The organism is Streptomyces sp. NPDC048338 (assembly GCF_043201055.1).
Lineage (GTDB): Bacteria > Actinomycetota > Actinomycetes > Streptomycetales > Streptomycetaceae > Streptomyces.
Map to the genome: position 1 here is coordinate 181,126 of NZ_JBICYQ010000014.1, position 23,058 is coordinate 204,183.

The window sequence follows — 23,058 nt, forward strand, 5'->3', positions numbered from 1 at the left end:
TACTCCGTACGAGGCCACGAACAGGTGGCCGGAGTACCGGAGGGGAGCCGGAATGCCGGTGAGTCCGTACACACGGGAGCGCCTGACGAGGGCGGCCGCGTCGTCCCGCACGCTGTCGGAGGCGCTGGAGAAGCTGGGGGTGGACCCCGGGAGCACCTCGCGCCGGTACGTCCACGACCGCATGCGCCGACTCGGGGTCGACACCTCGCACTTCGAGCGGGAGGGGGTGCGGTGGACGCGGGAGGTGCTGGAGCCGGTGGTCGCGGCGTCGACCAGTGTCTGCGACGTGCTGCGCCGACTGGGGCTCGACGTCGTCGGCGGCCATCACGCCCACATCAGCCGGCGGATCAAGCGGTACGGCATCGACACCACCCACTTCACGCGACCCTCGCGTGCGGGCAGGAGCCTGCGCCCCTCGCCCGCGCATCTCCTGTTCGAGCAGAACCCGGACCAGGCGCGGCGGATCCCGGGCGATCGCCTGAAGCGGGCCATGGCGATGGCGGGCGTCGCGCAGCGCTGCGCGCTCTGCGGAACCGAGCCCGTATGGCAGGGACACCCGCTCCCCCTGGAGGTCGACCACGTCGACGGCGACTGGCGAAACAACCGGGTCGAGAACCTGCGGCTGCTCTGCCCCAACTGCCACTCGACGACGGACACCTACCGAGGCCGTGGCAAGCGCCGGACCCGGAGCGTGACTTCGTGAGCGAGCCGATCCGCTACACCCGTGAACGGCTGCTCGAAGCTGCCGCGCGGTGCCGGGACATCGACGAGGTCATCGCCTTCTTCGGCACCCGCCCGTACGGACAGTTGCGCGGCTACCTGTGGCGCCGATTCGCGCACTACGGCATCGACGCCTCCCACCTCCGCCGCACCGGCCACCGGAAGCACGGATCCCGCCCCCCGGCGGAGGAACTCCGCGACGCCGTCGCCCGCTCCGTCTCGCTGGCGGGCGCCCTGCGGCTCCTCGGCCGACCGGACAACACCCACCAGAGGGCCTGCCTGAAGCGGTGGATCGCCGAAGACGGCCTGGCCACCGGGCACTTCCTAGGGGTGGCGCACCGGCGCGGCAGGCCGGGCACCACGCCACGCCTCGGCGCCGAGAGCGTGCTCGTGAAGCACGAGGGCAGGCGCAGGACCCGGTCGTCCCACCTGCGCCGCGCTCTTGCCGAGTGCGGGGTCCCGGAGCGATGCGCGCACTGCGGCACCGGGCCGGTGTGGCGCGGAAGGCCGATGACTCTGGAGGTCGACCACATCAACGGCGACTGGAGCGACGACCGCGCCGACAACCTCCGGCTCCTCTGCCCGAACTGCCACGCGATCACGAGCACCTGGTGCCGGGGAGGCGGGCGGCGGACCGCCCGGTAACAACACCCGGGCGGCCGCGGGCCGGTGACCGCTACCATGGCAGTCGGCAAGCGGTCGTGGTGGAACGGCAGACACTCTGGGTTTAGATCCCAGTGGGGTAACACCCGTGAGGGTTCGAATCCCTCCGACCGCACCCATCGCGACCTTCGAATCCCAGGTTCGAAGGTCGCTCCCTTTTCCGCACCCCCCTCAGCCCAACAGCTCCCGCACCACCGGCACCAGCGCCCGGAACGCCTTGCCGCGGTGGCTGATCGCGTTCTTCTCCGCGGGCGTCAGCTGCGCGCAGGTCACCTCGTGGCCCTCCGGCTGGAGGATCGGGTCGTAGCCGAAGCCGTTCGTGCCGACCGGGGCGAAGCGCAGGGAGCCGGGCATCGTGCCCTCGACGACGCGTTCCGTGCCGTCCGGGAGGGCGAGCGCGGCCGCGCAGGCGAAGTGGGCGCCGCGGTGGGGGGTGTCGATGTCGGCGATCTGGGCGAGGAGCAGGTCGAGGTTGGCGCGGTCGTCGCCGTGGGTGCCGGCCCAGCGGGCGGAGAAGATGCCGGGGGCGCCGTTGAGGACGTCGACGCAGAGGCCGGAGTCGTCGGCGACGGCGGGCAGGCCGGTGGCCTGGGCGAGGGCGTGGGCCTTGAGGAGGGCGTTCTCGGCGAAGGTGACGCCGGTCTCCTTGGTGTCGGGGATCTCCGGGTACGCGTCCGCGCCGACGAGTTCGTGGGTGAGTCCTGCGTCGGCGAGGATCGCGTGGAGTTCGGTGATCTTCCCGGCGTTGCGGGTGGCGAGGATGAGGCGGGTCATGTCCTCGATTATCGGGTCCGGGCCACCCGCGGTGGTTCGTGGGCTAGCCGGGGGTGCAGACCTTGCCGATCTCGGTGGCGGCGTCGGTGATGGGCTTGATGTCCGGGGTGGTGTCGCCGTTGTTGACGGCGGTGCGGACGGAGTCGACGCCCTTGGTGAGGTCGTCGACGGCCTTGGAGAGGTCGGCGTTGTCGGTGGTGTCCTTGAGGTTGCCGAGTTCGGTGGATATGTCGTTGAGCGCCTCGTTGAGCTGGGTGGGGTCGTTGGAGGCGTTGGAGACGGCCTGCTGGAGCTTGTCGACGCTGGTGGCGATCGCGTCGGCGGTCTGGACGCAGTCCAGTGCCTTGTCGAGGGCTCCGCAGCCGACGAGGCTGGTGAGTGCGGCGGCTGTGGCCACGGCGAGTGCGAGTCGGCGCTTCAAGTCGGGTCCTCCCCTGGGTACGGAACGGGCGCACGGTTCTGGCCGTGCGCCCGTGTTCTCAATGACGCCTTCGTGGGTCAGAGAGTTCCTTCGAGTGCCTGGCGCTGGATCTCGGCGAGTTCGGCGCAGCCGCCGGAGGCGAGGTCGAGGAGCGCGTTGAGTTCCTTGCGGTCGAAGGGCTCGGCCTCGGCGGTGCCCTGGACTTCGACGAAGCGGCCGTCGCCGGTGCAGACGACGTTCATGTCGGTCTCGGCGCGGACGTCCTCTTCGTAGCGGAGGTCGAGGAGGGGGGTGCCGTCGACGATGCCGACGGAGACGGCGGCGACGGTGCCGGTGAGGGGCTTGCGGCCGGGCTTGACGAGCTTCTTGGCCTGGGCCCAGGTGATGGCGTCGGCGAGGGCGACGTAGGCGCCGGTGATGGCGGCGGTGCGGGTGCCGCCGTCGGCCTGGAGGACGTCGCAGTCGAGGACGATGGTGTTCTCGCCGAGGGCCTTGTAGTCGACGACGGCACGCAGGGAGCGGCCGATGAGGCGGGAGATCTCGTGGGTGCGGCCGCCGATCTTGCCGCGGACGGATTCGCGGTCGCCGCGGGTGTTGGTGGCGCGGGGGAGCATCGAGTACTCGCCGGTGATCCAGCCTTCGCCGCTGCCCTTGCGCCAGCGCGGGACGCCTTCGGTGACGGAGGCGGTGCAGAAGACCTTGGTGTCACCGAAGGAGATGAGGACGGAGCCCTCGGCGTGCTTGCTCCATCCGCGTTCGATGGTGACGGGGCGGAGCTGTTCGGGGGTACGGCCGTCGATTCGAGACATGGGGGGAGCCTAGCCGCACAGGAAGGAGGGCCCGTTCCGGTGTGGGAGCGGGCCCTCTTTCAGGTGAGCGGGTGAGCGGTGCGAGGGGTGCCGGCGTGGGGTGCGGGCTGGGCTCGGGTGGGCTCGGCTCGGTGGTGAGCGGGTGTCACATCATGTCTTCGATGTCGGCGGCGATGGGGTCGGCGTCGGTGCCGATGACGACCTGGATCGCGGTGCCCATCTTGACGACGCCGTGGGCGCCGGCTGCCTTGAGTGCGGCTTCGTCGACCTTGGTGGGGTCGATGACCTCGGTGCGCAGTCGGGTGATGCAGCCCTCGACCTCTTCGATGTTGTCGATGCCGCCGAGCCCGGCGACGATCTTCTCAGCCTTGCTGGCCATGTGTTTCTCCCTGTCCGTTCCGTTCGGAGAACGTGAGTCTCGGCGCACCGAAGGTCCGCTTTGTCACGGTAACCCACGGTTGGCCCAACTTCGCGAGCGGGCAACCGTCTTCTACCCAATGATGACGATCACCGGCGCCCTGCCCGCAGCGGGCTCCGGGAGCCTATCGCAACTGGTCTACACCAGTGTGCAACGACCGTCGGGGCGAGCCGGTTCCGACCGAGGGAGGATGCCGATGAGCAGCGACAGCGCCGCAGCACCCGCACCTGCGAGGAAGCCGTTCTGGGGCAGTGCCTTCCAGGGGCTCCAGAAGATGGGCCGCAGTCTGCAGCTGCCCATCGCCGTGCTCCCGGCGGCCGGCATCCTGAACCGCCTCGGCCAGCCCGACGTGTTCGGCGCCGACGGCCTGGGCTGGGACAACGTCGCCAAGGTGATGGCGGGCGCGGGCGGCGCGCTGCTCGACGGCAACCTGGGTCTGCCCCTGCTGTTCTGCATCGGCGTGGCGATCGGCATGGCCAAGAAGGCGGACGGCTCGACCGCCCTCGCGGCGACGGTCGGCTTCCTCGTCTACTACAACGTGCTGCGCCAGTTCCCCGAGACGTGCCCGGCGGGCACGGTGGACATCAATGGCGGCTGCCTCGCTCCGGAGCAGGCGTTCAGCGGGTACACGTACCAGAATCCGGGTGTCTTCGGCGGCATCGTCATCGGCCTGCTCGCGGCGTGGTTCTGGCAGCGGTACCACCGGGTGCGGCTGGTGGACTGGCTGGGCTTCTTCAACGGCCGCCGACTGGTGCCGATCATCATGACGTTCGTGGCGATCGCCTTCGCGTCGCTGTGCCTGTGGGTGTGGCCGCCGATCGGCGACGGGCTGGAGAACTTCAGCGACTGGCTGGTGGGCCTCGGTTCGTGGGGTTCGGGGATCTTCGGTCTGGCGAACCGCGCGCTGCTGGTGATCGGCCTGCACCAGTTCCTCAACGTGCCGATCTGGTTCCAGTTCGGCACGTACACCAAGCCGGACGGCACGACGGTCCACGGCGACATCCCCATGTTCCTGGCCGGCGACCCGGACGCCGGTCAGTTCCTGACGGGCTTCTTCCCGATCATGATGTTCGCCCTTCCGGCGGCGGCGCTGGCGATGACGCACTGCGCGCGGCCGCACCGCCGCAAGGAGGTCGGCGGCCTGATGCTCTCGGTGGCGCTGACGTCGTTCGTCACCGGCATCACCGAGCCGATCGAGTACTCGTTCCTCTTCATCGCGCCGGCGCTGTACGCGATCCACGCGGTCCTCACGGGCGTCTCGATGGCCGTGACCTGGGCGTTCGGTGTGAGGGACGGTTTCAGCTTCTCGGCCGGTCTGATCGACTACGTGATCAACTGGAATCTTGCGACGAAGCCCTGGCTGATCATTCCGATCGGCCTCGCGTTCGCGGTCGTGTACTACGTGATCTTCCGCTTCGCGATCATCAAGTTCGACCTGCCGACGCCCGGTCGCGAGCCGGAGGAGGTGGCCGAGCAGATGGAGCAGGACGTGACCAAGGCGTAGGGGCCGCCCTCCCCTGCGGAGCCGGGGCTTTCGTCCTCTTTCGCGGAGCCGCGCCAGGCCCCCGGACCTCATGGTCCGGGGGCCTTTTGTCGTCCATGTACGGCTATGGCTCAGCCCACAAAATTCGAAGGTTCCTTATCTAAGTCACACGTGCTACAACTGGTCTACACCACTCATTGGTGTAGACCACGCGGTCCAGACCACCGCGTTCCACGAGACGCCGCCGTCGCCCCCTTTCACTGTCCTCTGGCGGCGCCTTGCCTTACTGGAGGAAGTTGATGAGTACGGCCACCGCCCAGGCCGCCGCTCCCGCGAAGAAGCGCGGATCCGGCCTGTTCCAGGGCCTGCAGAAGGTCGGTCGCAGCCTGCAGCTGCCGATCGCCGTGCTGCCGGCTGCCGGTCTGCTGCTCCGCCTCGGCCAGCCGGACGTCTTCGGCGCCGACGGCCTCGGCTGGGACAAGGTCGCCTCGGTGTTCGCCACCGCGGGCGGCGCGGTCTTCGACAACCTGCCGATGCTCTTCTGCATCGGCGTGGCCATCGGCTTCGCCAAGAAGGCCGACGGCTCCACCGCGCTCGCCGCGCTGGTGGGCTTCCTCGTCTACGCGAACGTCCTGAAGGCGTTCCCGGTGACCGAGGCCGTGGTCAACACGACCGAGAACAAGGGCGTCGACGTCGCGGCGACCTTCAACAACCCGGGTGTCCTCGGCGGCATCCTGATGGGTCTGCTGGCCGCGGTGCTGTGGCAGCGGTACCACCGCACCAAGCTGGTCGACTGGCTCGGCTTCTTCAACGGCCGCCGCCTCGTCCCGATCATCATGGCCTTCGTCGGCACCGCCGTCGGTGTGCTGTTCGGCCTGGTCTGGGAGCCCATCGGCAACGGCATCTCCAGCTTCGGCGAGTGGATGACGGGCCTCGGCTCCGGCGGTGCCGGCCTCTTCGGCCTGATCAACCGCGCGCTGATCCCGGTCGGCATGCACCAGTTCGTGAACACCGTCTCCTGGTTCCAGATCGGCGACTTCACCAACGCCGCCGGCGAGGTCGTCCACGGCGACCTGAACCGCTTCTTCGCGGGTGACCCGAGCGCCGGTCTGTTCATGTCCGGCTTCTTCCCGATCATGATGTTCGGCCTCCCGGCCGCCGCCCTGGCCATCGCGCACTCCGCCCGCCCGGAGCGCCGCAAGGCCGTCATGGGCATGATGGTCTCCCTCGCGCTGACCTCGTTCGTCACCGGTGTGACCGAGCCGATCGAGTTCTCGTTCATGTTCATCGCGCCGGTCCTCTACGTGATCCACGCCGTGCTGACCGCGATATCGATGGCCGTCACCTGGGCCCTGGGCGTGCACGCCGGCTTCACCTTCTCCGCCGGCCTCATCGACTACGGCCTGAACTGGAACCTCGCCACCAAGCCGTGGATGATCATCCCGATCGGTCTGGTCTTCGCGGTGGTCTACTACGTGGTCTTCCGCTTCGCGATCACCAAGTTCAACCTGCCGACGCCGGGCCGCGAGCCCGACGAGGAGGTCGAGGACCTCACCAAGGCGTAAGCCTCGCGAGACCTCGCACGAAGGCCCCCGGAACCGTCCTGGTCCCGGGGGCCTTCGCCGTGTCGTGCCCGGCCTCGCCGTGCCGTGCGCGCCGGTCGCCGTACGCGCCGCTCCCCCGCGGGCCGTGTGCGGGGCCCGCGCGGAGGGCCGCGGGATCAGATCTCGTAGACCGCGCCCGGGTACGCCAGCTCCGTCGGGCCGGAGAAGACCGCCCGCGCGTCCGCCAGGTTCAGCCGCCCGTCCGTCCACGGCGGGATGTGGGTGAGCACCAGCCGGCCCACCGAGGAGCGGGCCGCCTCGGCGCCCGCTTCCCGGCCGTTCAGGTGGAGCGCCGGGATGTCCTCCTTGCCGTGGGTGAAGGAGGCCTCGCACAGGAACAGGTCCGTGCCGTCCGCGAGTTCGTGGAGCGCGTCGCAGACGCCCGTGTCACCGGAGTAGGTGAGGGAGCGGCCCTCGTGCTCCAGGCGGATGCCGAACGCGTCGACGGGGTGGACGACCTTCTCCGTGCGCACCCGGAACGGGCCGAGGTCGAAGGAGCCCGAGGTCAGGGTCCGGAAGTCGAAGACCTCGCTCATCGCCTTGTCCGAGGGGGTGTCGGCGTACGCGGTGGTCAGGCGCTGTTCGGCGCCCTCGGGGGCGAAGACCGGGATCGCGTCGCAGCGGCCGCCCTCGTGGCGGTAGTACCGGGCGACGAAGTAGCCGCACATGTCGATGCAGTGGTCGGCGTGGAGGTGACTGAGGAAGATGGCGTCGAGGTCGTACAGACCGATGTGGCGTTGCAGCTCGCCCAGGGCGCCGTTGCCCATGTCGAGAAGCAACCGGAAGCCGTCGGCCTCGACGAGGTAGCTCGAACAGGCCGAATCCGCGGACGGGAACGACCCGGAGCAGCCGACGACGGTGAGCTTCATGGAGCGTGAACCTCCGTGGAAGGGCGTCCGTGGACGGGTGCGGGACAGTCGCTGAGGGGGAGGTCGTGCGATCTGTCGAGCGTACGGTGCGTGAGGGCCCGTCGCTCCTCCGCAGTGGTCCGTTGTGTGCGAACTCACGGGCGCTGTCACCGGTTCGGATGGACCTGGGGCGGCGGGGCGCGGGAGACGGGCCGCCGGTAACGTCATGCGGTATGGACATGTCCTGGTGGCCGGCGCTGGTCGCCGTCGTGGTGATCGGACTGGCGGTGGCGCTGGCGGACGGCCGCAGGCGCGCGGCCCGGCGTCCCGGTGGGCGGGGTCCCGGTGGGCGGGGCCGGCCGCCGGGCAGGCCGCCGGTCCGGGGCAGGGCACCGGGGCGCCGGCCCGGTTCGCTTCCCCGCCCGGGTGAGATCTGGTGGGCGGAGGTGCCCTACGAGGACGGGCCCGGTTCGAAGGACCGGCCGTGTCTGGTGCTGTCGCTGAAGGGCGACCGGGCGCTGGTCGCGAAGATCACGACCAAGTACCACGACGAGCGGCCCGGTGTGATCGCGCTGCCGCCGGGTGCGGTGGGTGACGCGCGGGGGCGGCCGAGCTTCCTGGAGACGGACGAGCTGCGTCAGGTCGCGGTGGGCGGTTTCCGCCGGAGAGTGGGAACGGCGGACCCGGTGGTCTGGGACCAGGTCCGCCATCTCTCGTGACCGGGAATGCGGGTGGGGCTCAGGCCCAGAGCTGGCCCTGGACGGTCTCGATGGCCTCTTCGGTCGTCGCCGCCGTGTAGAGGCCGGTCGAGAGGTACTTCCAGCCGCCGTCCGCGACGACGAAGGCGATGTCGGCGCTCTCGCCGGCCTTGAGCGCCTTGCGGCCGACACCGATGGCCGCGTGGAGGGCGGCGCCGGTCGAGACGCCGGCGAAGATGCCCTCCTGCTGGAGGAGGTCCCGGGTCCGGGTCACGGCGTCGGCCGAGCCGACCGAGAAGCGGGTGGTGAGGACGGAGGCGTCGTACAGCTCCGGCACGAAGCCCTCGTCCAGGTTCCGCAGGCCGTAGACCAGGTCGTCGTAGCGCGGCTCGGCGGCGACGATCTTGACGTCCGGCTTGTGTTCGCGGAGGTAGCGGCCGACGCCCATGAGGGTGCCGGTGGTGCCGAGGCCGGCCACGAAGTGGGTGATGGACGGCAGGTCGGCGAGGATCTCGGGGCCGGTGGTGGCGTAGTGGGCGCCCGCGTTGTCCGGGTTCCCGTACTGGTAGAGCATCACCCAGGTGGGGTTCTCGGCCGCGAGCTCCTTGGCGACCCGTACCGCCGTGTTCGACCCGCCCGCCGCGGGGGACGAGATGATCTCGGCACCCCACATGGCGAGCAGCTGCCGGCGCTCCTCGCTGGTGTTCTCCGGCATGACGCAGACGATCTTGTAGCCCTTGAGCTTCGCCGCCATGGCCAGGGAGATCCCCGTGTTGCCCGAGGTCGGTTCGAGGATCGTGCAGCCGGGAGTGAGCCGCCCCGCCTTCTCCGCCTGCTCGATCATGTGGAGCGCGGGGCGGTCCTTGACGGAGCCGGTGGGGTTGCGGTCCTCCAGCTTCGCCCAGATGCGGACGTCGTCCGAGGGCGAGAGCCGGGGCAGGCGGACCAGCGGCGTGTTGCCGACGGCCGCCAGCGGGGAGTCGTAACGCATGTGGATCAGACCATGCCGCCGGCGACGGCCGGCAGGATCGTGACGTTGTCGCCGTCGGTGAGCTTGGTGTCGATGCCGTCCAGGAAGCGGACGTCCTCGTCGTTCAGGTAGACGTTGACGAAGCGGCGCAGGGTGCCGCCGTCCACGATGCGGGCCTCGATCCCGGTGTGGCGGGACTCCAGGTCGGCGAAGAGCTCGGCGAGGGTCTCACCGCTGCCCTCGACGGCCTTGGCGCCGTCGGTGTAGGTGCGGAGGATGGTCGGGATGCGGACCTCGATGGCCATGGCGTGGGCTCCTGTCGGGAACGGGCGTGGTGGGCGCGCGGCTGGGGCCCCCGCGCGGAGGGGGTGGTGCGGGGATGTGCGCTCGGGCCGGGTTCTCGTCGGGTCAGAGCGCAGCGCGGGACGTACAGGTCGCGCCGGCGACGCGGCACAGGTCGACGTGCAGTCGCGCCGCTCCGCCTCCGAAGACTCCGAGGAACGCGGAGGCGAAGGGAGCGTCAGCGACCGAGGCGGGCAGGCGTGTGCCCGGCGTCTGTTCGCTCACGTCATGGGAAACCATGCGGTCATCGTATCGATTCCCGGTCCGGGTTCCGGAATGTGATCTCACATGACGGACATCTCATGCTCGGCTGGTGGACGCGGGGTGCCCGGCCGGAAGGTAGAGGACGGTCGGGGTGCCGGTGACGGGGTGCGGGACGACCTCGGCGTCCACGCCGTAGACGCCCGCGAGCAGGCCGGGGGTGAGGACCTCCGCGGGCCGCCCGTGGGTGACGATCCGGCCGTCCCGCAGGACGTAGAGCCGGTCGCAGTAGGCCGCGGCGAGGTTGAGGTCGTGCAGGGCGAGCAGGTTGGTGGTGCCCAAGTCGCGTACGAGCGAGAGGACTTCCAGCTGGTAGCGGATGTCGAGGTGGTTGGTCGGCTCGTCGAGGACCAGCAGGGCGGGGTCCTGGACGAGGGCCCTGGCGACCAGGGCCCGCTGGCGTTCGCCGCCGGAGAGGCCGGGGTACGGGCGCTGCGCGAGGTCCGCGATGCCGACCCGGGCGAGGGCGGCCTCGGCCCGTTCCAGGTCGTCGCCGGTGTCGCCCTCCCAGAAGCGCTTGTGCGGGGAGCGGCCGAGGGCGACGAGTTCACGGACGGTCAGCTCGAACTCGGTCGAGGCGTCCTGCGGGACGGTGGCGATCCGGCGGGCGCGGGCCTTGGGGGTGAGGGCGTGCAGGTCGTCGCCGTCGAGCAGCGCCCGGCCCGAGGTGGGCCGCAGGGTGCCGTAGACGCAGCGCAGGAGGGTGGTCTTGCCGCTGCCGTTGGGGCCGACGAGGCCGACGGTCTCGCCGGGGCGGGCGTGTACGTCGACGGCCCGCAGCCGTGTCCCGTACGACAGTGCCTCGGTGCGCAGTTCGGTCACAGCGGGCTCCCTTCCGGGCGGCGGCGCATCAGCCAGAGGAAGAACGGGCCGCCGGTGAGGGCGGTGAGGACGCCGACGGGGATGTCCTGGGGCGCGGCGACGGTCCGGGCGGCGAGGTCGGCGAGGACCAGGGCGAGCGCGCCGCCGAGCGCGGCAACCGGGAGGAGGCGGCGGTGCGGGGCGCCGACGGCCGTCCGGGCGGCGTGGGGGACCATCAGCCCGACGAAGCCGACGGCTCCGCTGGCCGCGACCATGACGGCGGTGACGAGCGAGGCCAGGACGAAGACGGCGGCGCGGAAGCGGGCCGTGTCCAGGCCGAGGACGGTCGCGTCCTCCTCGCCGACGAGGAGCAGGTCGAGGGGGCGGGCGAGGGTGAGCAGCGCGCCGACGCCGACGGCGAGGGCGGCGGCGGGCAGCAGGAGGGTGTCCCAGCGGGCGCTGCCGAGGCCGCCGAGGGACCAGAACATCGCCTCCTGGAAGTGCTCGGGCCGTCCGGCGAGCACCAGGAGCAGGGTGGTCAGCGCGGACAGGATGTAGGAGACGGCGACGCCGGCGAGGACGAGCCGGGCGCCGGTCATGGTGGAGCCGCGGCGGGCCAGCGCGTAGACGAGGACCAGGGCGAGCAGGGCGCCGGCGAAGGCGCCGGCGGGCAGGGCGAGCGTCGAGGTGATGCCGGCGCCGCTGCCGATGCCGAGGACCAGGACGAGGACGGCGCCGGTGGAGGCCCCGGAGGAGATCCCGAGGAGGAAGGGGTCGGCGAGGCGGTTGCGGACCAGTGCCTGCAGGACGGTGCCGACGACGGCGAGGCCGGCGCCGACGACCGCGCCGAGCAGGACGCGGGGCAGCCGGACGTCGAGGACGATGGTGCGGAACGGGGACGGGTCGGCGTTGCCGGTGAGGATGCGGGTGACCTCGGCGACGGGGATGGTCACGGATCCGAGCGCGACCCCGGCGACGACGGCGCTCGCGAGAGCGGCGAGGAGGCCGGCGACGACGAGGCCGTACGGGACGGGGGCGGCGGCGGGTGGGCGTGCGGCGGCCCGCGCACCGACCCGGACGGGCGGGTGCGCGGGCTGCCGGACGTCCCCCTTCGGGGGCGCGGTCACCGGTCCGGGTGGAGCTGGGCGGCGAGCTTGTCGACGGCGGCGGGGACGCGGACGCCGAGGACCGTGTCCGAGAGCGGCATGACGGCGAAGCGCTGGTTCCTGATCGCGGGGACGTCGCGGAGGGCGGGGTCCTCCAGCAGGCGCTTCTTCTTCTGTTCGACGGTCGTGGAGCCGTAGTCGTAGATGACGATCACGTCGGGCCGGCGGGCGACGACCTGTTCCCAGGTCGCGTCGCCGAAGGGCTTGGCGATGTCGGCGAAGACGTTGCGGCCGCCGGCGCGGGTGATCAGTTCGTTGCCGATGCCGGTGCCGCCGGCGGTGAACGCGGTCTTGTCGCCGCTGTCGTAGACGAAGACGGAGACGGGGGGCACGTCCTTCAGGCGGCGTTCGGTGGCGGCGACGGTCCGGCGGGCCTGGGCGGTCCACTCCCGGCCTCGTTCGGGGACGCCGAAGGTGCGGGCGACCTCGTCGACCTCCCGGTAGAGGTCGGTGAGCGAGGAGGCGCCGGAGGGGCAGTACTCCGTGTTCAGCCGGGTGCCGATGCCCGCGGCCTTGAGGTCGTCGCGGCCGCGGCCGGCCTTGGCGTCGAAGGCGGAGGCGTAGCCGCCGTAGACGAAGTCGGGGTCGGCGGCGAGCAGCGCCTCCTTCGACGGGTACTCCTCGGCGAGCACCGGGACGGTGTCGTACGCCTTCTTGTAGGCGGGCAGCACGCGGTCGTCGAGGTAGGCGGTGCCGACGAGGGACTTCTCCAGGCCGAGGGCCAGCATGACCTCGGTGACGTGCTGGTTCATCGTCACGGCACGTCGCGGCGGGGCCTGGTAGGTGGTCTGCACACCGCAGTTGGCGACGGTGTAGGGGAATCCCGGGGCGGTCTTCGGGTCCGGGGGCTGCGCGGCGGGCGCGGAGCAGGCGGCGAGCAGCGGGAGAAGGGCGAGGGCGGGCAGCGGTGTACGGCGCCGGGTCAACACGGACGTGCCTCCTGACGGGGATTTCCACGTCCCCGGTCGGTGGTGAGAAGGCGGCAGGTCAGTTCCTGGCTTCCGGCTCCCGGGGCGGGAGCCGGTCACAGTGGCGGGACCGTGCCGGATTCGCACCGGCTTCCTGGGTCCTGCCGCCCTGATGTCCCATCAGTCTCTCATCACGTCGTCGGCGTGCGGAGGGCGTGAGGCGCTTCAGGCTCCGGGGGTCTGCGCGTACGCCTCGACGACCTGGACCTCTTCCTCGGTGACGACGCCTTCGACGATGGTGAAGGAGCGGAACTGGAAGGGGCCGGCGTCGTCCGTGTCCGCGGTGGAGACGAGGACGTAGTGGGCGGCGGGCTCGTTCGCGTAGGAGATGTCCGTGCGGGACGGGTAGGCCTCGGTCGCCGTGTGCGAGTGGTAGATGACCACGGGCTCCTCGTCCCGGTCGTCCATCTCGCGGTACAGCTTCAGCAGGTCGGCCGAGTCGAACTCGTAGAACGTGGGCGAGCGCGCGGCGTTCAGCATCGGGATGAAGCGCTCGGGGCGGCCGGTGCCGGCCGGGCCCGCGACCACGCCGCAGGCCTCGTCGGGGTGGTCCGCGCGGGAGTGTTCCACGATCTGGTCGTACAGGGCCCGGGTGATGGTCAGCATGGTCGACAGGATAAGCGGGCGGGCCGCCGCGTACCGAGGAGTGGTACGCGACGGCCCGAATGCCGAGACGGCGGAGATCAGGAGCGCTTGACGAACGCCGCGCCCTGCGGGTTGCGGGCCTTCAGCACGAGGTACGAGACGCCCATGATCAGGGCCCACACCGGCGCGCCGGGCCACAGTGCGACGCGGGAGTCGGGGTCGATTCCCATCATCACGATGACCATGCCGATGAAGGCGAGGGCGAACCAGCTGGTGAACGGGGCACCCGGGGCCTTGAAGCCGGACTCGGGCAGCTCGCCGCGGTTCGCCTTGGCGCGGTAGCGGATCTGGCAGACCAGGATCATGATCCAGGCCCACATGCCGGAGATGGTGGCGAAGGAGACGACGTAGTCGAAGGCCTTGCCCGGCGCCACGTAGTTGATCCACACGCCGACCAGCATCAGCGCGGCGGAGACCGTCGTGCCGAGCAGCGGGACGCCGTTGCCGGTGAGCTTGGTGAGGAACTTCGGCCCCTGGCCGTTCAGCGCGAGGTCGCGCAGCATCCGGCCGGTGGAGTACATGCCCGAGTTGCAGGAGGACAGGGCGGCGGTCAGCACCACGAAGTTGACGATGGCGGCGCCGATGCCGAGGCCCATCTTCTCGAAGGCGGCGACGAACGGGGAGACGCCCGGCTGGAACTCCGACCACGGCACGACCGAGAGGATCATGATGAGGGCGCCGACGTAGAAGACGGCGATGCGCCACGGGACGGTGTTGATCGCCTTGGGCAGGACGGTCTTGGGGTCCTTGGACTCGCCGGCGGTGACGCCGACCAGTTCGACCGCGAGGAAGGCGAACATCACGATCTGCAGGGTCATCAGCGTGCCGCCGAGGCCCTTGGGGAAGAAGCCGCCGTCGTTCCAGAGGTTCGCCACGGAGGCGGTCTCGGCCGCGTCGGAGAAGCCGATGGTGAGGATGCCGGCGCAGATGAGGATCATGCCGACGATCGCGGTGACCTTGACCATCGAGAACCAGAACTCGAGCTCACCGAAGAGCTTCACGGAGATCAGGTTCGCGCCGTAGAGGATGACGGTGAAGATCAGCGCGAAGGCCCACTGCGGGAAACTCCCGTGTGTCCAGAACGCCATGTACTTGGCGGCCGCGGTGACCTCGGTGATGCCGGTGACGACCCAGAAGAGCCAGTACGTCCAGCCGGTCACGTATCCCCAGAAGGGGCCGACGAACTCGCGGGCGTACTCCGAGAAGGAGCCCGACACCGGGCGGTACATGAGCAGTTCGCCCAGGGCCCGCATGATGAAGAAGATGACCAGGCCCGCGATGGCATAGGCCAGGATCAGGCTGGGGCCGGCCTTGGAGATGGCCTTGCCCGCGCCGAGGAAGAGTCCGGTGCCGATGGCACCGCCGATGGCGATCATCTGGATCTGCCGGGCGCCGAGGCCACGCTGGTAGCCCTCGCCGCCGCCCACGGCCCCGTCGGTGCCGTCGTGCTGCTTGTCGACCTGCACTGAGGTCATGGTGGTGCGCCTTTCTCCATGCTGACCCGCGCCGACTGCGTCTGGCTGCGGATCAGGTCCTGATCCCCCCGGATGTGGAATGGAGTGCTACCGGCGGTCAGCCGGCTCGAGCGCCCCCGGGAACAGGGGTGGCGTCCCCGGGCGGTCGTGAAGATCTATCACGCGTGAAACGTCGATCGACGGGCACCACTGTGGCGCACACCACAGGAAGAAGCAGACAAAGAGGACTCAACACGGCAAGCTAGAACACTTTGGTGACGTATTCGTTATCCGGATTTGAGCGTCCGCTGAGCGAACGGAAGAGGTCCGCGCGGGGGGACGGAAGCGTCCCGTCGACCCGGCTTCGGACCGACGGGACGGCTGCGGCGGCCAGGACGGAACACGGGCCGCCGGGGCACCCGGGAGCGCCGCGCCAGGCGGGCTCCCCCAGGGCGCTCCCTACGGCATCATCGTCTCGACGAGCGACTCCTGGAGCGCGCCCAGCCACAGGTACGCCATCACCATCGGCTTGCGCGGGTCGGAGTCCGGGAGCCGGTACAGCCCCTCTCCCCCGTCCTCGTCGGTGACCTCCAGGCGGGTCCCGATGGTCAGCCGCAGGTCGTTGATCGCGCCGAGCCAGGCCCGGGACTCGTCCGCGGTCAGCTTGAGGACGGCCCCGCCCTCGTCGACCGGGGTGAGCGTGTCCAGGCTGCGGACGACCGCGAGGGCGTCCTCGCGCTTGCGGGCCCGCAGGTCCTTCTCGGTGTAGCGGCGGAAGTCGGCCGCCGCCGCCCGCTGCTCCTCGTCCGCGTCGCCGTACGCGTCGGGGAAGAGCCGCTTGAGGGCGGGATCGGCGGGGGGCTCGCTCGGGCCCTCGGCGAAGAGCGCGGCGAGCGGGTCCTCACCCTCGACGGGCTCGTCGCCCGGTCCGATCAGCTCCATGAGCTGGACCGCGAGGGAGCGGAGGATGGAGATCTCGACCTCGTCGAGCGCGACGGCCGCGCCGCCGCCGGGCAGCGTCTCGAACCGGCCGGCCATCAGCCGCGGTCCTGGGTGAGGGTCGCCCACAGTCCGTAGCCGTGCATCGCCTGCACGTCCCGTTCCATCTCCTCGCGGGTGCCGCTGGAGACCACCGCGCGGCCCTTGTGGTGCACGTCGAGCATCAGCTTGTGCGCCTTGTCCTTGGAGTAACCGAAGTACGTCTGGAAGACGTAGGTCACATAGCTCATCAGGTTGACCGGGTCGTTGTGGACGAGGGTGACCCACGGGACGTCCGGCTCGACGACGGCGAAGGTCTCTTCAGCCGATTCCGTCTGTTCGATCTCAATAGGCGCGACGCTCACTCACCCCATGCTGCCACTCTCCGTGGCCTGTCGCACAAACGGGTCACGGGCGCGCCCCTAGAAATCGTCACTCTGACGAGTATTCGGGGTAGCATCGCTGACATGAACGCTGCGGACCTTGGGCTCCCGGTGGACGTGCCGTCGACCGCGCTCTTCACCGACCAGTACGAGCTGACCATGCTCCAGGCGGCCCTCCGGGCCGGCACCGCCGACCGGCGCTCCGTCTTCGAGGTCTTCACCCGGAGGCTGCCCGAGGGGCGGCGCTACGGAGTGGTGGCCGGCACCGGGCGCGTCCTGGACGCCGTCGAGAACTTCCGGTTCGACCCGGCCGTCCTCGGCTTCCTGCGCGAACAGGGCATCGTCGACGAGCCCACCCTCGAGTGGCTCGCGGGCTACCGCTTCTCCGGCGACATCTGGGGCTACCCCGAGGGCGAGGTGTACTTCCCCGGCTCGCCGATCCTGCGGGTCGAGGGCAGCTTCGCCGAGTGCGTGCTGCTGGAGACCGTGATCCTGTCGATCCTCAACCACGACTCGGCGATCGCCGCCGCGGCCTCCCGGATGTCGGCGGCCGCGAGCGGCCGGCGGCTGATCGAGATGGGCGCGCGGCGCACCCACGAGCTGGCCGCCGTCGCCTCCTCCCGGGCCGCCTACGTGGGCGGTTTCGACTCCACCTCCGACCTGGCGGCGGGCTTCCGCTACGGCATTCCGACCGTCGGCACCTCCGCGCACGCCTTCACCCTGCTGCACGACAGCGAGCGGGACGCCTTCCGCGCCCAGGTCGACTCGCTGGGCCGGGGGACGACCCTGCTCGTCGACACCTTCGACGTCGCCGAGGCCGTCCGCACCGCCGTCGAGGTCGCCGGGCCGGAGCTCGGGGCCGTACGGATCGACTCCGGCGACCTGCTCCTCGTGGCGCACCGGGTGCGGGCGCAGCTCGACGAGCTGGGGGCCCGTGACACCAAGATCGTGGTGACCTCCGACCTGGACGAGTACGCCATCGCCTCGCTGGCCGCCGCGCCGGTCGACGCCTACGGTGTCGGCACCCAGCTGGTCACCGGCAGCGGGCACCCGACGTGCTCGATGGTCTACAAGCTGGTCGCCCGTGCCACCTCGGCCGACCCGAAGGCGCCGCTGACGGCCGTGGCGAAGAAGTCCGTGGGCGGCAAGTCGTCCATCGGCGGGCGCAAGTGGGCGGCGCGGCGGACGGACGCGGACGGGATCGCCGAGACCGAGGTCATCGGCACGGGCGCGGTCCCGCCGGAGCTCGCCGACAACCGGCTGCTGGTGGAGCTGGTCAAGGGCGGCGACGTGGTGGCCCGGGAACCGCTGGAGGCGGCCAGGTCGCGGCACATCGCGGCCCGGGCCGGGCTGCCGATGTCGGCGATCCAGCTGTCGCGCGGCGAGCCGGTGCTCCCGACGGAGTACGTGTAGCGATCCGCGCGCGCCGCGACGGAACGCCCCCTCCCGAAGGGGCGGGGAAGTCTCTAGGCTCGAACCCGCCCCTCGCCCCACCCGCCGACACCCCCTCCCACCCACCGGCTAAGGACACCCGCCATGCACCGCGCATTGATCGTTGTGGACGTTCAGAACGACTTCTGCGAGGGCGGCAGCCTCGCGGTGACGGGGGGCGCGGACGTCGCCGCCGCCATCACCGACCTCGTCGGCGAGGCGGCGGGTGCGGCGTACCAGCACGTGGTGGCGACCCGCGACCACCACGTGGACCCGGGCGACCACTTCGCCCCGGAGGGCCAGGAGCCGGACTACGTCACCTCCTGGCCGGTGCACTGCGTCGCGGGCACGGAGGGCGTCGGCTTCCACCCGAACTTCGCTCCGGCGGTCGCCTCCGGCGCCATCGAGGCGGTGTTCGACAAGGGCGCGTACGAGGCGGCGTACAGCGGCTTCGAGGGGCGCGACGAGAACGGCATGACGCTGGCGCAGTGGCTGCGGGAGCGGGAGGTGAGCGAGGTCGACGTGGTCGGGATCGCCACCGACCACTGCGTGCGGGCCACGGCGCTGGACGCGGCGCGCGAGGGGTTCCGGGTGCAGGTCCTGCTGGACCTGACCGCGGGGGTGGCCAAGGAGACGACCGAGAAGGCGCTGGGCGAGCTGCGCGCCGCCGGGGTCGAGCTGACCGGGACGCCGACGGTCTGACCGCCGGGCGTCCCGCGCTCGTGCGTACCGGGGCCCCGCGAACCGGGCGGGATCGTCCGGGACGGACCTCAGCTCGCGGTCGGCAGGGACCGTACCGGGTGCCACAGCTCCTGGGCCGTGCCCGGGTTGGACCTCCAGAGCAGGCCGTCCGGATGGTGCAGCACCGCCGTGATCTCGTCCGGGGTCGGCGGCTCGGCGTTCCCCCGGAGGTACACCGCGCGCAGCCCCAGGTTCCGCAGCCTGGTCAGGGCGCGGGACCGGTTCGAGGCGTGGACCAGGAAGCGGACCATGGCACCGTCGCCGGCCGGGCTGGGCAGCCCTATCGCGACGACGACACTCCCGCCTGGCAACTTGCAGAACCCTCCACCGGGCATGCCGAGACCACTCCCCCGTGAACCACTGTCAATAAGAAATCCGTCTGACGCACCTAAACACGATCGGCCGCCGCCCGCTAGAGGGCGACGGCCGATCATGGTTTGACCTGCGACGATACGAACTACTTCGTCGACGGACCCACCTGGACGGTGATCGTCTGGCCGTTCTTCGGCTCCTTGACGACCGCGATCTTGGTGTTGGTGTCAGTTACCTGGACACCGGCCCGCTCGGTCTCCTTGAACCAGTACGTGCCCTTGCGGTCGTCGAAGACCGGGTTACCGGCCTGCGACTTGATCTTCACCGCGACGTCGGCCTTGTGCAGCGTGATGCCGTCGGTCCGGGCGAAGCCGAAGGTGGAGTCGTACGCCTGGACGCGGTTGCGCAGCAGGGTGCCGTCCGTCCACTTCAGCGGCGTCGGGTGGGCGTCGATCGGAAGGACGAGACCCTGGCCCGGGTGGACCGAGGTGTTGTTGTCCTTCTGCGAGGTGTCCCACAGCCAGATGAGCAGGCCGTTCTGGTACGGGTAGTGCTCGACCCAGCTCGACTTGTCACCCGTGAAACCGAAGTTGTACGGGCCGACCTTGAGGGTCGCGTCGTAGGAGACGTACTGGCGGTTCTCCGCGAGGTAGTACTGCTCGTACTCCTTCGTGAAGCCCTTGCCGACGCGCGAGAAGCCCTTGGCGACCCAGCCGTTGTCACCGTTCTCCGCGTTGTCGGCGAAGACGGGGGCACCGTCGGCGGTGAGGGTGATGGCGTCGGCCGTGAAGCCCTTGCCGCCCGCGCCGCCGTCCGTCTGGTAGCGGAAGCGGAGGTCGAACTTCTTGCCCGCGTAGGCGTCCAGCGAGTAGACGAGGCTCTTGTGCGCACCCGAGACGTCGGTCAGCGCCGGGGCGCCGCTCGCGTCACGCGGGATGGCCTTGCCGTCGGCGGTGCCGTCGAGGGCCGTCCAGTTGGCGCCGCCGTCCGTCGACACCTCGGTGTAGAGGTAGTCGTAGTCCAGCTCGATGTCGTACCAGCCCTGGAGCGCCAGGGAGGCCGAGGTCTTGCCGGTCAGGTCGACGGAGCGGGTCAGGGTGTTCTTGAGGTCGTCACCCATGTTGCTCCACCACTGCGTGGCGCCCTCGGCGGGCTGCACGACCTCGGTGGTGACCTGCTTCTTCGGCAGCTCGACGACGAGCGCCTGCGGGTTCTTGGTGTTGTACTCGGAGACGCCCAGGGTGTGGGTGCTCTTCTTGCCGCGCTGGGTGTTGCTCACCTTGGTGTAGTTGAGCCAGCCGAGCTGCAGCTTGTCCCAGGCGTTCATGTCGCCGGGCAGGTCGCCGATCGCGTCCTTGCCGGTGCCGAGCCACGAACCGGACGACATCAGCGTCCAGAAGCCCGTGGAGTTCTCGCCGCCCGCGGTGTCGTAGTGGTCCGGCAGACCGAGGTCGTGACCGTACTCGTGGGCGAAGACGCCGAGGCCGCCGTTCTCGGGCTGCATCGTGTAGTCGCCGACCCAGATGCCGGTGTCACCGATCTGGGTACCGCCGGCCTTGTTGTTCTCCGGACCGGTCTTGCCCGCGTTGGTGCCGTAGGCGTACCAGCGGTGGGCCCACAGGGCGTCGGTCGCCTGGGCGCCGCCGCCCGCCGACTCGTCCTCGCCCGCGTGGACGATCTGGAAGTGGTCGATGTAGCCGTCGGCCTCGTTGAAGTTGCCGTCGGCGTCGAAGTCGTACCGGTCCCACTGGTCGTACTGCGCCATGTCGGCCTTGATCTGGGCGTCGGTACGGCCCTTGGCCTTCTGGTCCGCGGTCCACGCCGTGACACCGTCGCGGACGGCGTCCCAGACGTTGGCGCAGTTGGACTGGCCGCAGTAGTTCGAGCCGTAGCGGGCCTCGTTGTACTCGACCTTGACCCAGTCGGAGACGCCGCCCTCGACCGAGTACCGGCCGGACGAGGTCTTCTCGTAGTAGGTCTTCAGCGACTGCTTGGGCTGTCCCTTGGCGTCCTTGCCGGTGCCGAAGTACAGGTCCTGGAAGTGCTTCTGGTTGTAGTCCTTCTGCCAGGCCGTGGAGTTGTCGTTCGCACGGTCCGGCGCGGCTATCTGGTTGTGCAGGGGGCCGGGCGTGCCGCCGAACTTCGGCTTCAGCTCGTCCGTGTCGTCGTCGGCGCGGTTCACCAGCGTGCTGGTGTCGACCTTGTCGCCGAACTCGACCAGGATCGTGAAGATCTTGTCGGTCTTCTCGCGGCCCAGCTCGACGTACTTCTTGCTGTCGAGCTTGACGACCTGGGAACCGCCGCGGCGCTCGACCTTGGACTCGCCGCTCAGCACCTGCTCGAGGGCGGCCTTGCGCTGCGCCTCCTGCTGCTTGCTGAACGGACCGTCGAGGTCGTGGTCGACCTTGGTCTTGTCCGCACCGTTGCCCGGTGCCGGGTCCTGCCGCACGTCGGCAGGGTTCACCTGGGCGTTGCTGCCCGCCCAGGCGGTCGTGAAGGTCGAGGCGGTGGCGGCGGTAGCCGCGAGCGCCACGACGACTGCGGACGCTCTGATCGCCCGTCGTCTGTTGGTCACTTGATGTTGTCCTCCCCGGCGCCCGATGTCCGCAGACCTGAGGTGGGGTGTCCGCGGGCGGGGTCGCGCGTCACAAGTGACGACATTCGACCGGAGTTAAGAGAGAAAAGACAGATCTTGACTTGAACAGGCCAACTGCACTATGCAGGAGCGCCTTTCCGGATACCGAACGCCATCCGAACCTCCCCCGAGCAGGCAACCGGCGCACCCCGGCGGCCGGTTGGCGGATTCGGTGACTCCGTGCGCCCCCCGTGCACCGGCACCGTGGGTTAGGTCACGCTTACCAACGGTTCCTCTCGGGCATCCACCGTCGTAGAGTCGCTCGACCGAGGGCACCGCCCTGCGGTGGCCCGGGAGAGCGATCCACCACCGATGCAACCGACGCACCCGATGCCTCGAGGGACGGTACCCGTCATGCCGCGTCCGAACACCGCACAGCTCGCCTACGGTTCGGCCACCGTCGTCTTCTCGACCGCCGCACTGCTCCTGCTGTCCAGGACCACGACGACCCTGGGGATCATCGCGATCAGCGTGGCCGGACTGCTCATCGGGGTACTCGTGGTGGTGGCCGTGCCGGTGCGGCGCCAGGTGCCCGCGGTGCCGCAGCCGTCCGTACCCGCCCAGCGGGCCCCCCGGAACGCCGAGATCCGGGTGCCGGCCGTCCACGCGGGCGCGGGGGCCGATACCCGGATCGGTTCGTAGCTCCGCCGTCGGCCTACTGCGGCACGGTGACGACCACGGTCTTGGCGGCCTTGTCGTGCAGGCCCTGCTTGTAGGGCTTGTCGACCAGGATCAGGATCAGCAGGAGCAGCGGCCACAGGCAGGCGCAGCAGATCAGCGCGGGCAGCCACAGGACCGAGGCGCGGATCAGCGAGGCGTTCGTCGGTGGTGTGGAGCCGTCGTTGAGCATCGCGACCCGCAGCTTCAGCCACTTCTTGCCGAGGGTCTGCCCGCCCTTGGCGACCATCAATGTGTCGTAGGCGACATACGCCACGATGGTGATGAGTTGGAAGACGAGCTGACTACCGCCGTTGAAACTGTTGACGGTGTCGCTGAAGTCGGCGTCGTTGTCGGTCGCCCGCTTGTAGACGTCGAACGGGATGCCGATGATCGCGAGCGGGATGGCGACGATCAGCCAGTCGATGAGACGGGCGAGGATGCGCCGACCGGAGTCGGCGAGCGGCGGCATCCCGGCGAGCGGATCGGCGCCGCCGTAGCCTCCTCCGCCGCCGTAGGGCTGGGAGCCGTACGGCCCGGGCGGCGGCGGAGCGTTGTCGTACGGGGATCCGTACGGGCTGCCCGGCGGCGGACCCCCGGGCGGTGGACCGTCCGGAGGCGGGCCTTCCGGAGGCGGACCTCCGGGCCCCTGCCCCTCGGATGGCCCGCTCCCGTAGGGGGAACCCGACCCCGCCGACGGTGGCGTGGGGTCCTGCGGCTTCTTGAGGAACGGGTCGTCCTCGGGCGGCTGGCCGGACGTCGGCTGGTCGTTGCTCATGGGGGCAGTGCATCCCGCAGGCCGGGGCCCCGCAACGATTCGCCGCCCGTCCGGGGGACCGCCGAACGGGCCGTCGTGCGCGCCCCCCTGCGGGACAC

The 23,058-nt window shown here is 70.4% G+C and carries 26 protein-coding genes, 1 tRNA gene and 1 riboswitch; of the genes, 9 read left to right on the forward strand and 18 right to left on the reverse strand.

Translation table 11 applies throughout. From position 1 onward, the window contains the following. The first annotated feature begins 52 nt into the window (after positions 1 to 52). The 3 genes from ACGFZF_RS29820 to ACGFZF_RS29830 all read left to right on the forward strand — a co-directional run bounded on the left by ACGFZF_RS29820 (position 53) and on the right by ACGFZF_RS29830 (position 1,498). Entirely contained in the window at positions 53 to 703 is a 651-nt protein-coding gene (locus ACGFZF_RS29820; RefSeq protein WP_393559159.1) for an HNH endonuclease signature motif containing protein, read from the forward strand. Continuing rightward, entirely contained in the window at positions 700 to 1,365 is a 666-nt protein-coding gene (locus tag ACGFZF_RS29825) for an HNH endonuclease (RefSeq protein WP_393559161.1), read from the forward strand. Before ACGFZF_RS29820 ends, ACGFZF_RS29825 begins: the two co-directional genes overlap by 4 nt. Positions 1,366 to 1,415: 50 nt before the next feature. Beyond that, positions 1,416 to 1,498, forward strand: a tRNA-Leu gene (locus tag ACGFZF_RS29830). A 56-nt stretch (positions 1,499 to 1,554) separates the two neighbouring features. Here ACGFZF_RS29830 and rdgB read toward each other — a convergent pair. The 4 genes from rdgB to ACGFZF_RS29850 all read right to left on the reverse strand — a co-directional run bounded on the left by rdgB (position 1,555) and on the right by ACGFZF_RS29850 (position 3,766). After that, a complete protein-coding gene (rdgB, locus tag ACGFZF_RS29835) occupies positions 1,555 to 2,157 on the reverse strand; it encodes an RdgB/HAM1 family non-canonical purine NTP pyrophosphatase (RefSeq protein WP_393559162.1) in 603 nt (200 codons plus the stop codon). 43 nt (positions 2,158 to 2,200) lie between these two features. Then, the gene (locus ACGFZF_RS29840) at positions 2,201 to 2,578 is read right to left on the reverse strand and encodes a hypothetical protein (RefSeq protein ID WP_147978155.1); all 378 of its coding nucleotides are present in this window, start codon (positions 2,576 to 2,578) and stop codon (positions 2,201 to 2,203) included. Positions 2,579 to 2,655: 77 nt separating this feature from the next. After that, positions 2,656 to 3,387, reverse strand: a complete 732-nt coding sequence (rph, locus tag ACGFZF_RS29845; RefSeq protein ID WP_356604888.1) for a ribonuclease PH — start codon at positions 3,385 to 3,387, stop codon at positions 2,656 to 2,658. Positions 3,388 to 3,532: 145 nt separating this feature from the next. Next, positions 3,533 to 3,766: a PTS glucose/sucrose transporter subunit IIB gene (locus ACGFZF_RS29850; RefSeq protein ID WP_356604889.1), complete on the reverse strand. Its 234-nt coding sequence runs from the start codon at positions 3,764 to 3,766 to the stop codon at positions 3,533 to 3,535. Between the two features lie 235 nt (positions 3,767 to 4,001). On the opposite strand from ACGFZF_RS29850, the gene ACGFZF_RS29855 reads away from it, so the two are divergent. Both ACGFZF_RS29855 and ACGFZF_RS29860 read left to right on the forward strand, forming a co-directional pair. Next, the gene (locus tag ACGFZF_RS29855) at positions 4,002 to 5,309 is read left to right on the forward strand and encodes a PTS transporter subunit EIIC (RefSeq protein ID WP_393559165.1); all 1,308 of its coding nucleotides are present in this window, start codon (positions 4,002 to 4,004) and stop codon (positions 5,307 to 5,309) included. A 278-nt stretch (positions 5,310 to 5,587) separates the two neighbouring features. Further along, on the forward strand, positions 5,588 to 6,853 hold the full coding sequence (locus ACGFZF_RS29860) for a PTS transporter subunit EIIC (protein ID WP_393559167.1): 1,266 nt from the start codon (positions 5,588 to 5,590) through the stop codon (positions 6,851 to 6,853). A gap of 155 nt (positions 6,854 to 7,008) precedes the next feature. On the opposite strand, the gene ACGFZF_RS29865 is transcribed toward ACGFZF_RS29860, so the two are convergent. Next, entirely contained in the window at positions 7,009 to 7,761 is a 753-nt protein-coding gene (locus ACGFZF_RS29865; RefSeq protein WP_393559169.1) for an MBL fold metallo-hydrolase, read from the reverse strand. Between the two features lie 212 nt (positions 7,762 to 7,973). Here ACGFZF_RS29865 and ACGFZF_RS29870 point away from each other — a divergent pair, with 212 nt between their 5' ends. After that, a complete protein-coding gene (locus tag ACGFZF_RS29870) occupies positions 7,974 to 8,459 on the forward strand; it encodes a type II toxin-antitoxin system PemK/MazF family toxin (RefSeq protein WP_393559171.1) in 486 nt (161 codons plus the stop codon). A 19-nt stretch (positions 8,460 to 8,478) separates the two neighbouring features. Here the strand turns inward: ACGFZF_RS29870 and ACGFZF_RS29875 are convergent, their stop codons facing one another. The 10 genes from ACGFZF_RS29875 to clpS all read right to left on the reverse strand — a co-directional run bounded on the left by ACGFZF_RS29875 (position 8,479) and on the right by clpS (position 16,388). Continuing rightward, the gene (locus ACGFZF_RS29875) at positions 8,479 to 9,429 is read right to left on the reverse strand and encodes a PLP-dependent cysteine synthase family protein (RefSeq protein WP_147978161.1); all 951 of its coding nucleotides are present in this window, start codon (positions 9,427 to 9,429) and stop codon (positions 8,479 to 8,481) included. A 5-nt stretch (positions 9,430 to 9,434) separates the two neighbouring features. Then, positions 9,435 to 9,713: a MoaD/ThiS family protein gene (locus tag ACGFZF_RS29880; RefSeq protein ID WP_147978162.1), complete on the reverse strand. Its 279-nt coding sequence runs from the start codon at positions 9,711 to 9,713 to the stop codon at positions 9,435 to 9,437. 103 nt (positions 9,714 to 9,816) lie between these two features. After that, positions 9,817 to 9,990 carry a putative leader peptide gene (locus tag ACGFZF_RS29885; protein WP_315986594.1) on the reverse strand — a complete coding sequence of 58 codons (174 nt, stop codon included), beginning with the start codon at positions 9,988 to 9,990 and terminating at the stop codon, positions 9,817 to 9,819. Between the two features lie 60 nt (positions 9,991 to 10,050). Beyond that, positions 10,051 to 10,833, reverse strand: coding sequence for an ABC transporter ATP-binding protein (locus ACGFZF_RS29890; RefSeq protein WP_393559174.1), 783 nt, complete (start codon positions 10,831 to 10,833; stop codon positions 10,051 to 10,053). Next, positions 10,830 to 11,939: a FecCD family ABC transporter permease gene (locus ACGFZF_RS29895; protein WP_393559176.1), complete on the reverse strand. Its 1,110-nt coding sequence runs from the start codon at positions 11,937 to 11,939 to the stop codon at positions 10,830 to 10,832. The genes ACGFZF_RS29890 and ACGFZF_RS29895 overlap by 4 nt, the downstream gene beginning before the upstream one ends. After that, positions 11,936 to 12,904, reverse strand: coding sequence for an ABC transporter substrate-binding protein (locus ACGFZF_RS29900; RefSeq protein WP_393559337.1), 969 nt, complete (start codon positions 12,902 to 12,904; stop codon positions 11,936 to 11,938). The genes ACGFZF_RS29895 and ACGFZF_RS29900 overlap by 4 nt, the downstream gene beginning before the upstream one ends. Positions 12,905 to 12,945: 41 nt before the next feature. Beyond that, positions 12,946 to 13,083: riboswitch (cobalamin riboswitch) on the reverse strand. A gap of 28 nt (positions 13,084 to 13,111) precedes the next feature. Continuing rightward, on the reverse strand, positions 13,112 to 13,552 hold the full coding sequence (locus tag ACGFZF_RS29905; RefSeq protein ID WP_147978165.1) for a Mov34/MPN/PAD-1 family protein: 441 nt from the start codon (positions 13,550 to 13,552) through the stop codon (positions 13,112 to 13,114). Between the two features lie 77 nt (positions 13,553 to 13,629). Continuing rightward, a complete protein-coding gene (locus tag ACGFZF_RS29910) occupies positions 13,630 to 15,066 on the reverse strand; it encodes an amino acid permease (RefSeq protein ID WP_147978166.1) in 1,437 nt (478 codons plus the stop codon). Between the two features lie 438 nt (positions 15,067 to 15,504). Further along, positions 15,505 to 16,083, reverse strand: a complete 579-nt coding sequence (locus tag ACGFZF_RS29915) for a DUF2017 domain-containing protein (protein WP_393559179.1) — start codon at positions 16,081 to 16,083, stop codon at positions 15,505 to 15,507. After that, positions 16,083 to 16,388 (reverse strand): ATP-dependent Clp protease adapter ClpS, encoded by a 306-nt coding sequence (clpS, locus tag ACGFZF_RS29920; RefSeq protein ID WP_147978168.1) that lies wholly within the window; start codon positions 16,386 to 16,388, stop codon positions 16,083 to 16,085. Before clpS ends, ACGFZF_RS29915 begins: the two co-directional genes overlap by 1 nt. 102 nt (positions 16,389 to 16,490) lie before the next feature. Between clpS and ACGFZF_RS29925 the strand changes: the two genes are divergently transcribed. Together ACGFZF_RS29925 and ACGFZF_RS29930 are read left to right on the forward strand one after the other, a co-directional pair. Further along, complete coding sequence (locus ACGFZF_RS29925; protein WP_356775840.1) at positions 16,491 to 17,819, forward strand: nicotinate phosphoribosyltransferase; 1,329 nt, start codon at positions 16,491 to 16,493, stop codon at positions 17,817 to 17,819. Between the two features lie 123 nt (positions 17,820 to 17,942). Beyond that, positions 17,943 to 18,539 carry an isochorismatase family protein gene (locus ACGFZF_RS29930; protein ID WP_147978170.1) on the forward strand — a complete coding sequence of 199 codons (597 nt, stop codon included), beginning with the start codon at positions 17,943 to 17,945 and terminating at the stop codon, positions 18,537 to 18,539. 68 nt (positions 18,540 to 18,607) lie between these two features. Here ACGFZF_RS29930 and ACGFZF_RS29935 read toward each other — a convergent pair whose 3' ends face one another. Both ACGFZF_RS29935 and ACGFZF_RS29940 read right to left on the reverse strand, forming a co-directional pair. Then, positions 18,608 to 18,913, reverse strand: coding sequence for a hypothetical protein (locus tag ACGFZF_RS29935; protein WP_356604916.1), 306 nt, complete (start codon positions 18,911 to 18,913; stop codon positions 18,608 to 18,610). Between the two features lie 122 nt (positions 18,914 to 19,035). Then, positions 19,036 to 21,465, reverse strand: coding sequence for an immune inhibitor A domain-containing protein (locus tag ACGFZF_RS29940; protein ID WP_393559183.1), 2,430 nt, complete (start codon positions 21,463 to 21,465; stop codon positions 19,036 to 19,038). A gap of 414 nt (positions 21,466 to 21,879) precedes the next feature. On the opposite strand from ACGFZF_RS29940, the gene ACGFZF_RS29945 reads away from it, so the two are divergent. Next, complete coding sequence (locus ACGFZF_RS29945) at positions 21,880 to 22,167, forward strand: hypothetical protein (RefSeq protein ID WP_393559185.1); 288 nt, start codon at positions 21,880 to 21,882, stop codon at positions 22,165 to 22,167. 13 nt (positions 22,168 to 22,180) lie between these two features. Here the strand turns inward: ACGFZF_RS29945 and ACGFZF_RS29950 are convergent, their stop codons facing one another. Beyond that, on the reverse strand, positions 22,181 to 22,960 hold the full coding sequence (locus ACGFZF_RS29950) for an RDD family protein (RefSeq protein WP_393559187.1): 780 nt from the start codon (positions 22,958 to 22,960) through the stop codon (positions 22,181 to 22,183). Positions 22,961 to 23,058 lie beyond the last annotated feature (98 nt).

What these genes read in the sequence shown, in the direction of transcription:
- ACGFZF_RS29820 (WP_393559159.1), top strand. Translation starts at nt 53, where the DNA reads ATGCCGGTGAGTCCGTACACACGGGAGCGCCTGACGAGGGCGGCCGCG.
- rdgB (WP_393559162.1), bottom strand. Translation starts at nt 2,157, where the DNA reads ATGACCCGCCTCATCCTCGCCACCCGCAACGCCGGGAAGATCACCGAA.
- rph (WP_356604888.1), bottom strand. Translation starts at nt 3,387, where the DNA reads ATGTCTCGAATCGACGGCCGTACCCCCGAACAGCTCCGCCCCGTCACC.
- ACGFZF_RS29850 (WP_356604889.1), bottom strand. Translation starts at nt 3,766, where the DNA reads ATGGCCAGCAAGGCTGAGAAGATCGTCGCCGGGCTCGGCGGCATCGAC.
- ACGFZF_RS29855 (WP_393559165.1), top strand. Translation starts at nt 4,002, where the DNA reads ATGAGCAGCGACAGCGCCGCAGCACCCGCACCTGCGAGGAAGCCGTTC.
- ACGFZF_RS29860 (WP_393559167.1), top strand. Translation starts at nt 5,588, where the DNA reads ATGAGTACGGCCACCGCCCAGGCCGCCGCTCCCGCGAAGAAGCGCGGA.
- ACGFZF_RS29865 (WP_393559169.1), bottom strand. Translation starts at nt 7,761, where the DNA reads ATGAAGCTCACCGTCGTCGGCTGCTCCGGGTCGTTCCCGTCCGCGGAT.
- ACGFZF_RS29870 (WP_393559171.1), top strand. Translation starts at nt 7,974, where the DNA reads ATGGACATGTCCTGGTGGCCGGCGCTGGTCGCCGTCGTGGTGATCGGA.
- ACGFZF_RS29875 (WP_147978161.1), bottom strand. Translation starts at nt 9,429, where the DNA reads ATGCGTTACGACTCCCCGCTGGCGGCCGTCGGCAACACGCCGCTGGTC.
- ACGFZF_RS29880 (WP_147978162.1), bottom strand. Translation starts at nt 9,713, where the DNA reads ATGGCCATCGAGGTCCGCATCCCGACCATCCTCCGCACCTACACCGAC.
- ACGFZF_RS29885 (WP_315986594.1), bottom strand. Translation starts at nt 9,990, where the DNA reads ATGGTTTCCCATGACGTGAGCGAACAGACGCCGGGCACACGCCTGCCC.
- ACGFZF_RS29905 (WP_147978165.1), bottom strand. Translation starts at nt 13,552, where the DNA reads ATGCTGACCATCACCCGGGCCCTGTACGACCAGATCGTGGAACACTCC.
- ACGFZF_RS29910 (WP_147978166.1), bottom strand. Translation starts at nt 15,066, where the DNA reads ATGACCTCAGTGCAGGTCGACAAGCAGCACGACGGCACCGACGGGGCC.
- ACGFZF_RS29915 (WP_393559179.1), bottom strand. Translation starts at nt 16,083, where the DNA reads ATGGCCGGCCGGTTCGAGACGCTGCCCGGCGGCGGCGCGGCCGTCGCG.
- ACGFZF_RS29925 (WP_356775840.1), top strand. Translation starts at nt 16,491, where the DNA reads ATGAACGCTGCGGACCTTGGGCTCCCGGTGGACGTGCCGTCGACCGCG.
- ACGFZF_RS29930 (WP_147978170.1), top strand. Translation starts at nt 17,943, where the DNA reads ATGCACCGCGCATTGATCGTTGTGGACGTTCAGAACGACTTCTGCGAG.
- ACGFZF_RS29935 (WP_356604916.1), bottom strand. Translation starts at nt 18,913, where the DNA reads ATGCCCGGTGGAGGGTTCTGCAAGTTGCCAGGCGGGAGTGTCGTCGTC.
- ACGFZF_RS29945 (WP_393559185.1), top strand. Translation starts at nt 21,880, where the DNA reads ATGCCGCGTCCGAACACCGCACAGCTCGCCTACGGTTCGGCCACCGTC.
- ACGFZF_RS29950 (WP_393559187.1), bottom strand. Translation starts at nt 22,960, where the DNA reads ATGAGCAACGACCAGCCGACGTCCGGCCAGCCGCCCGAGGACGACCCG.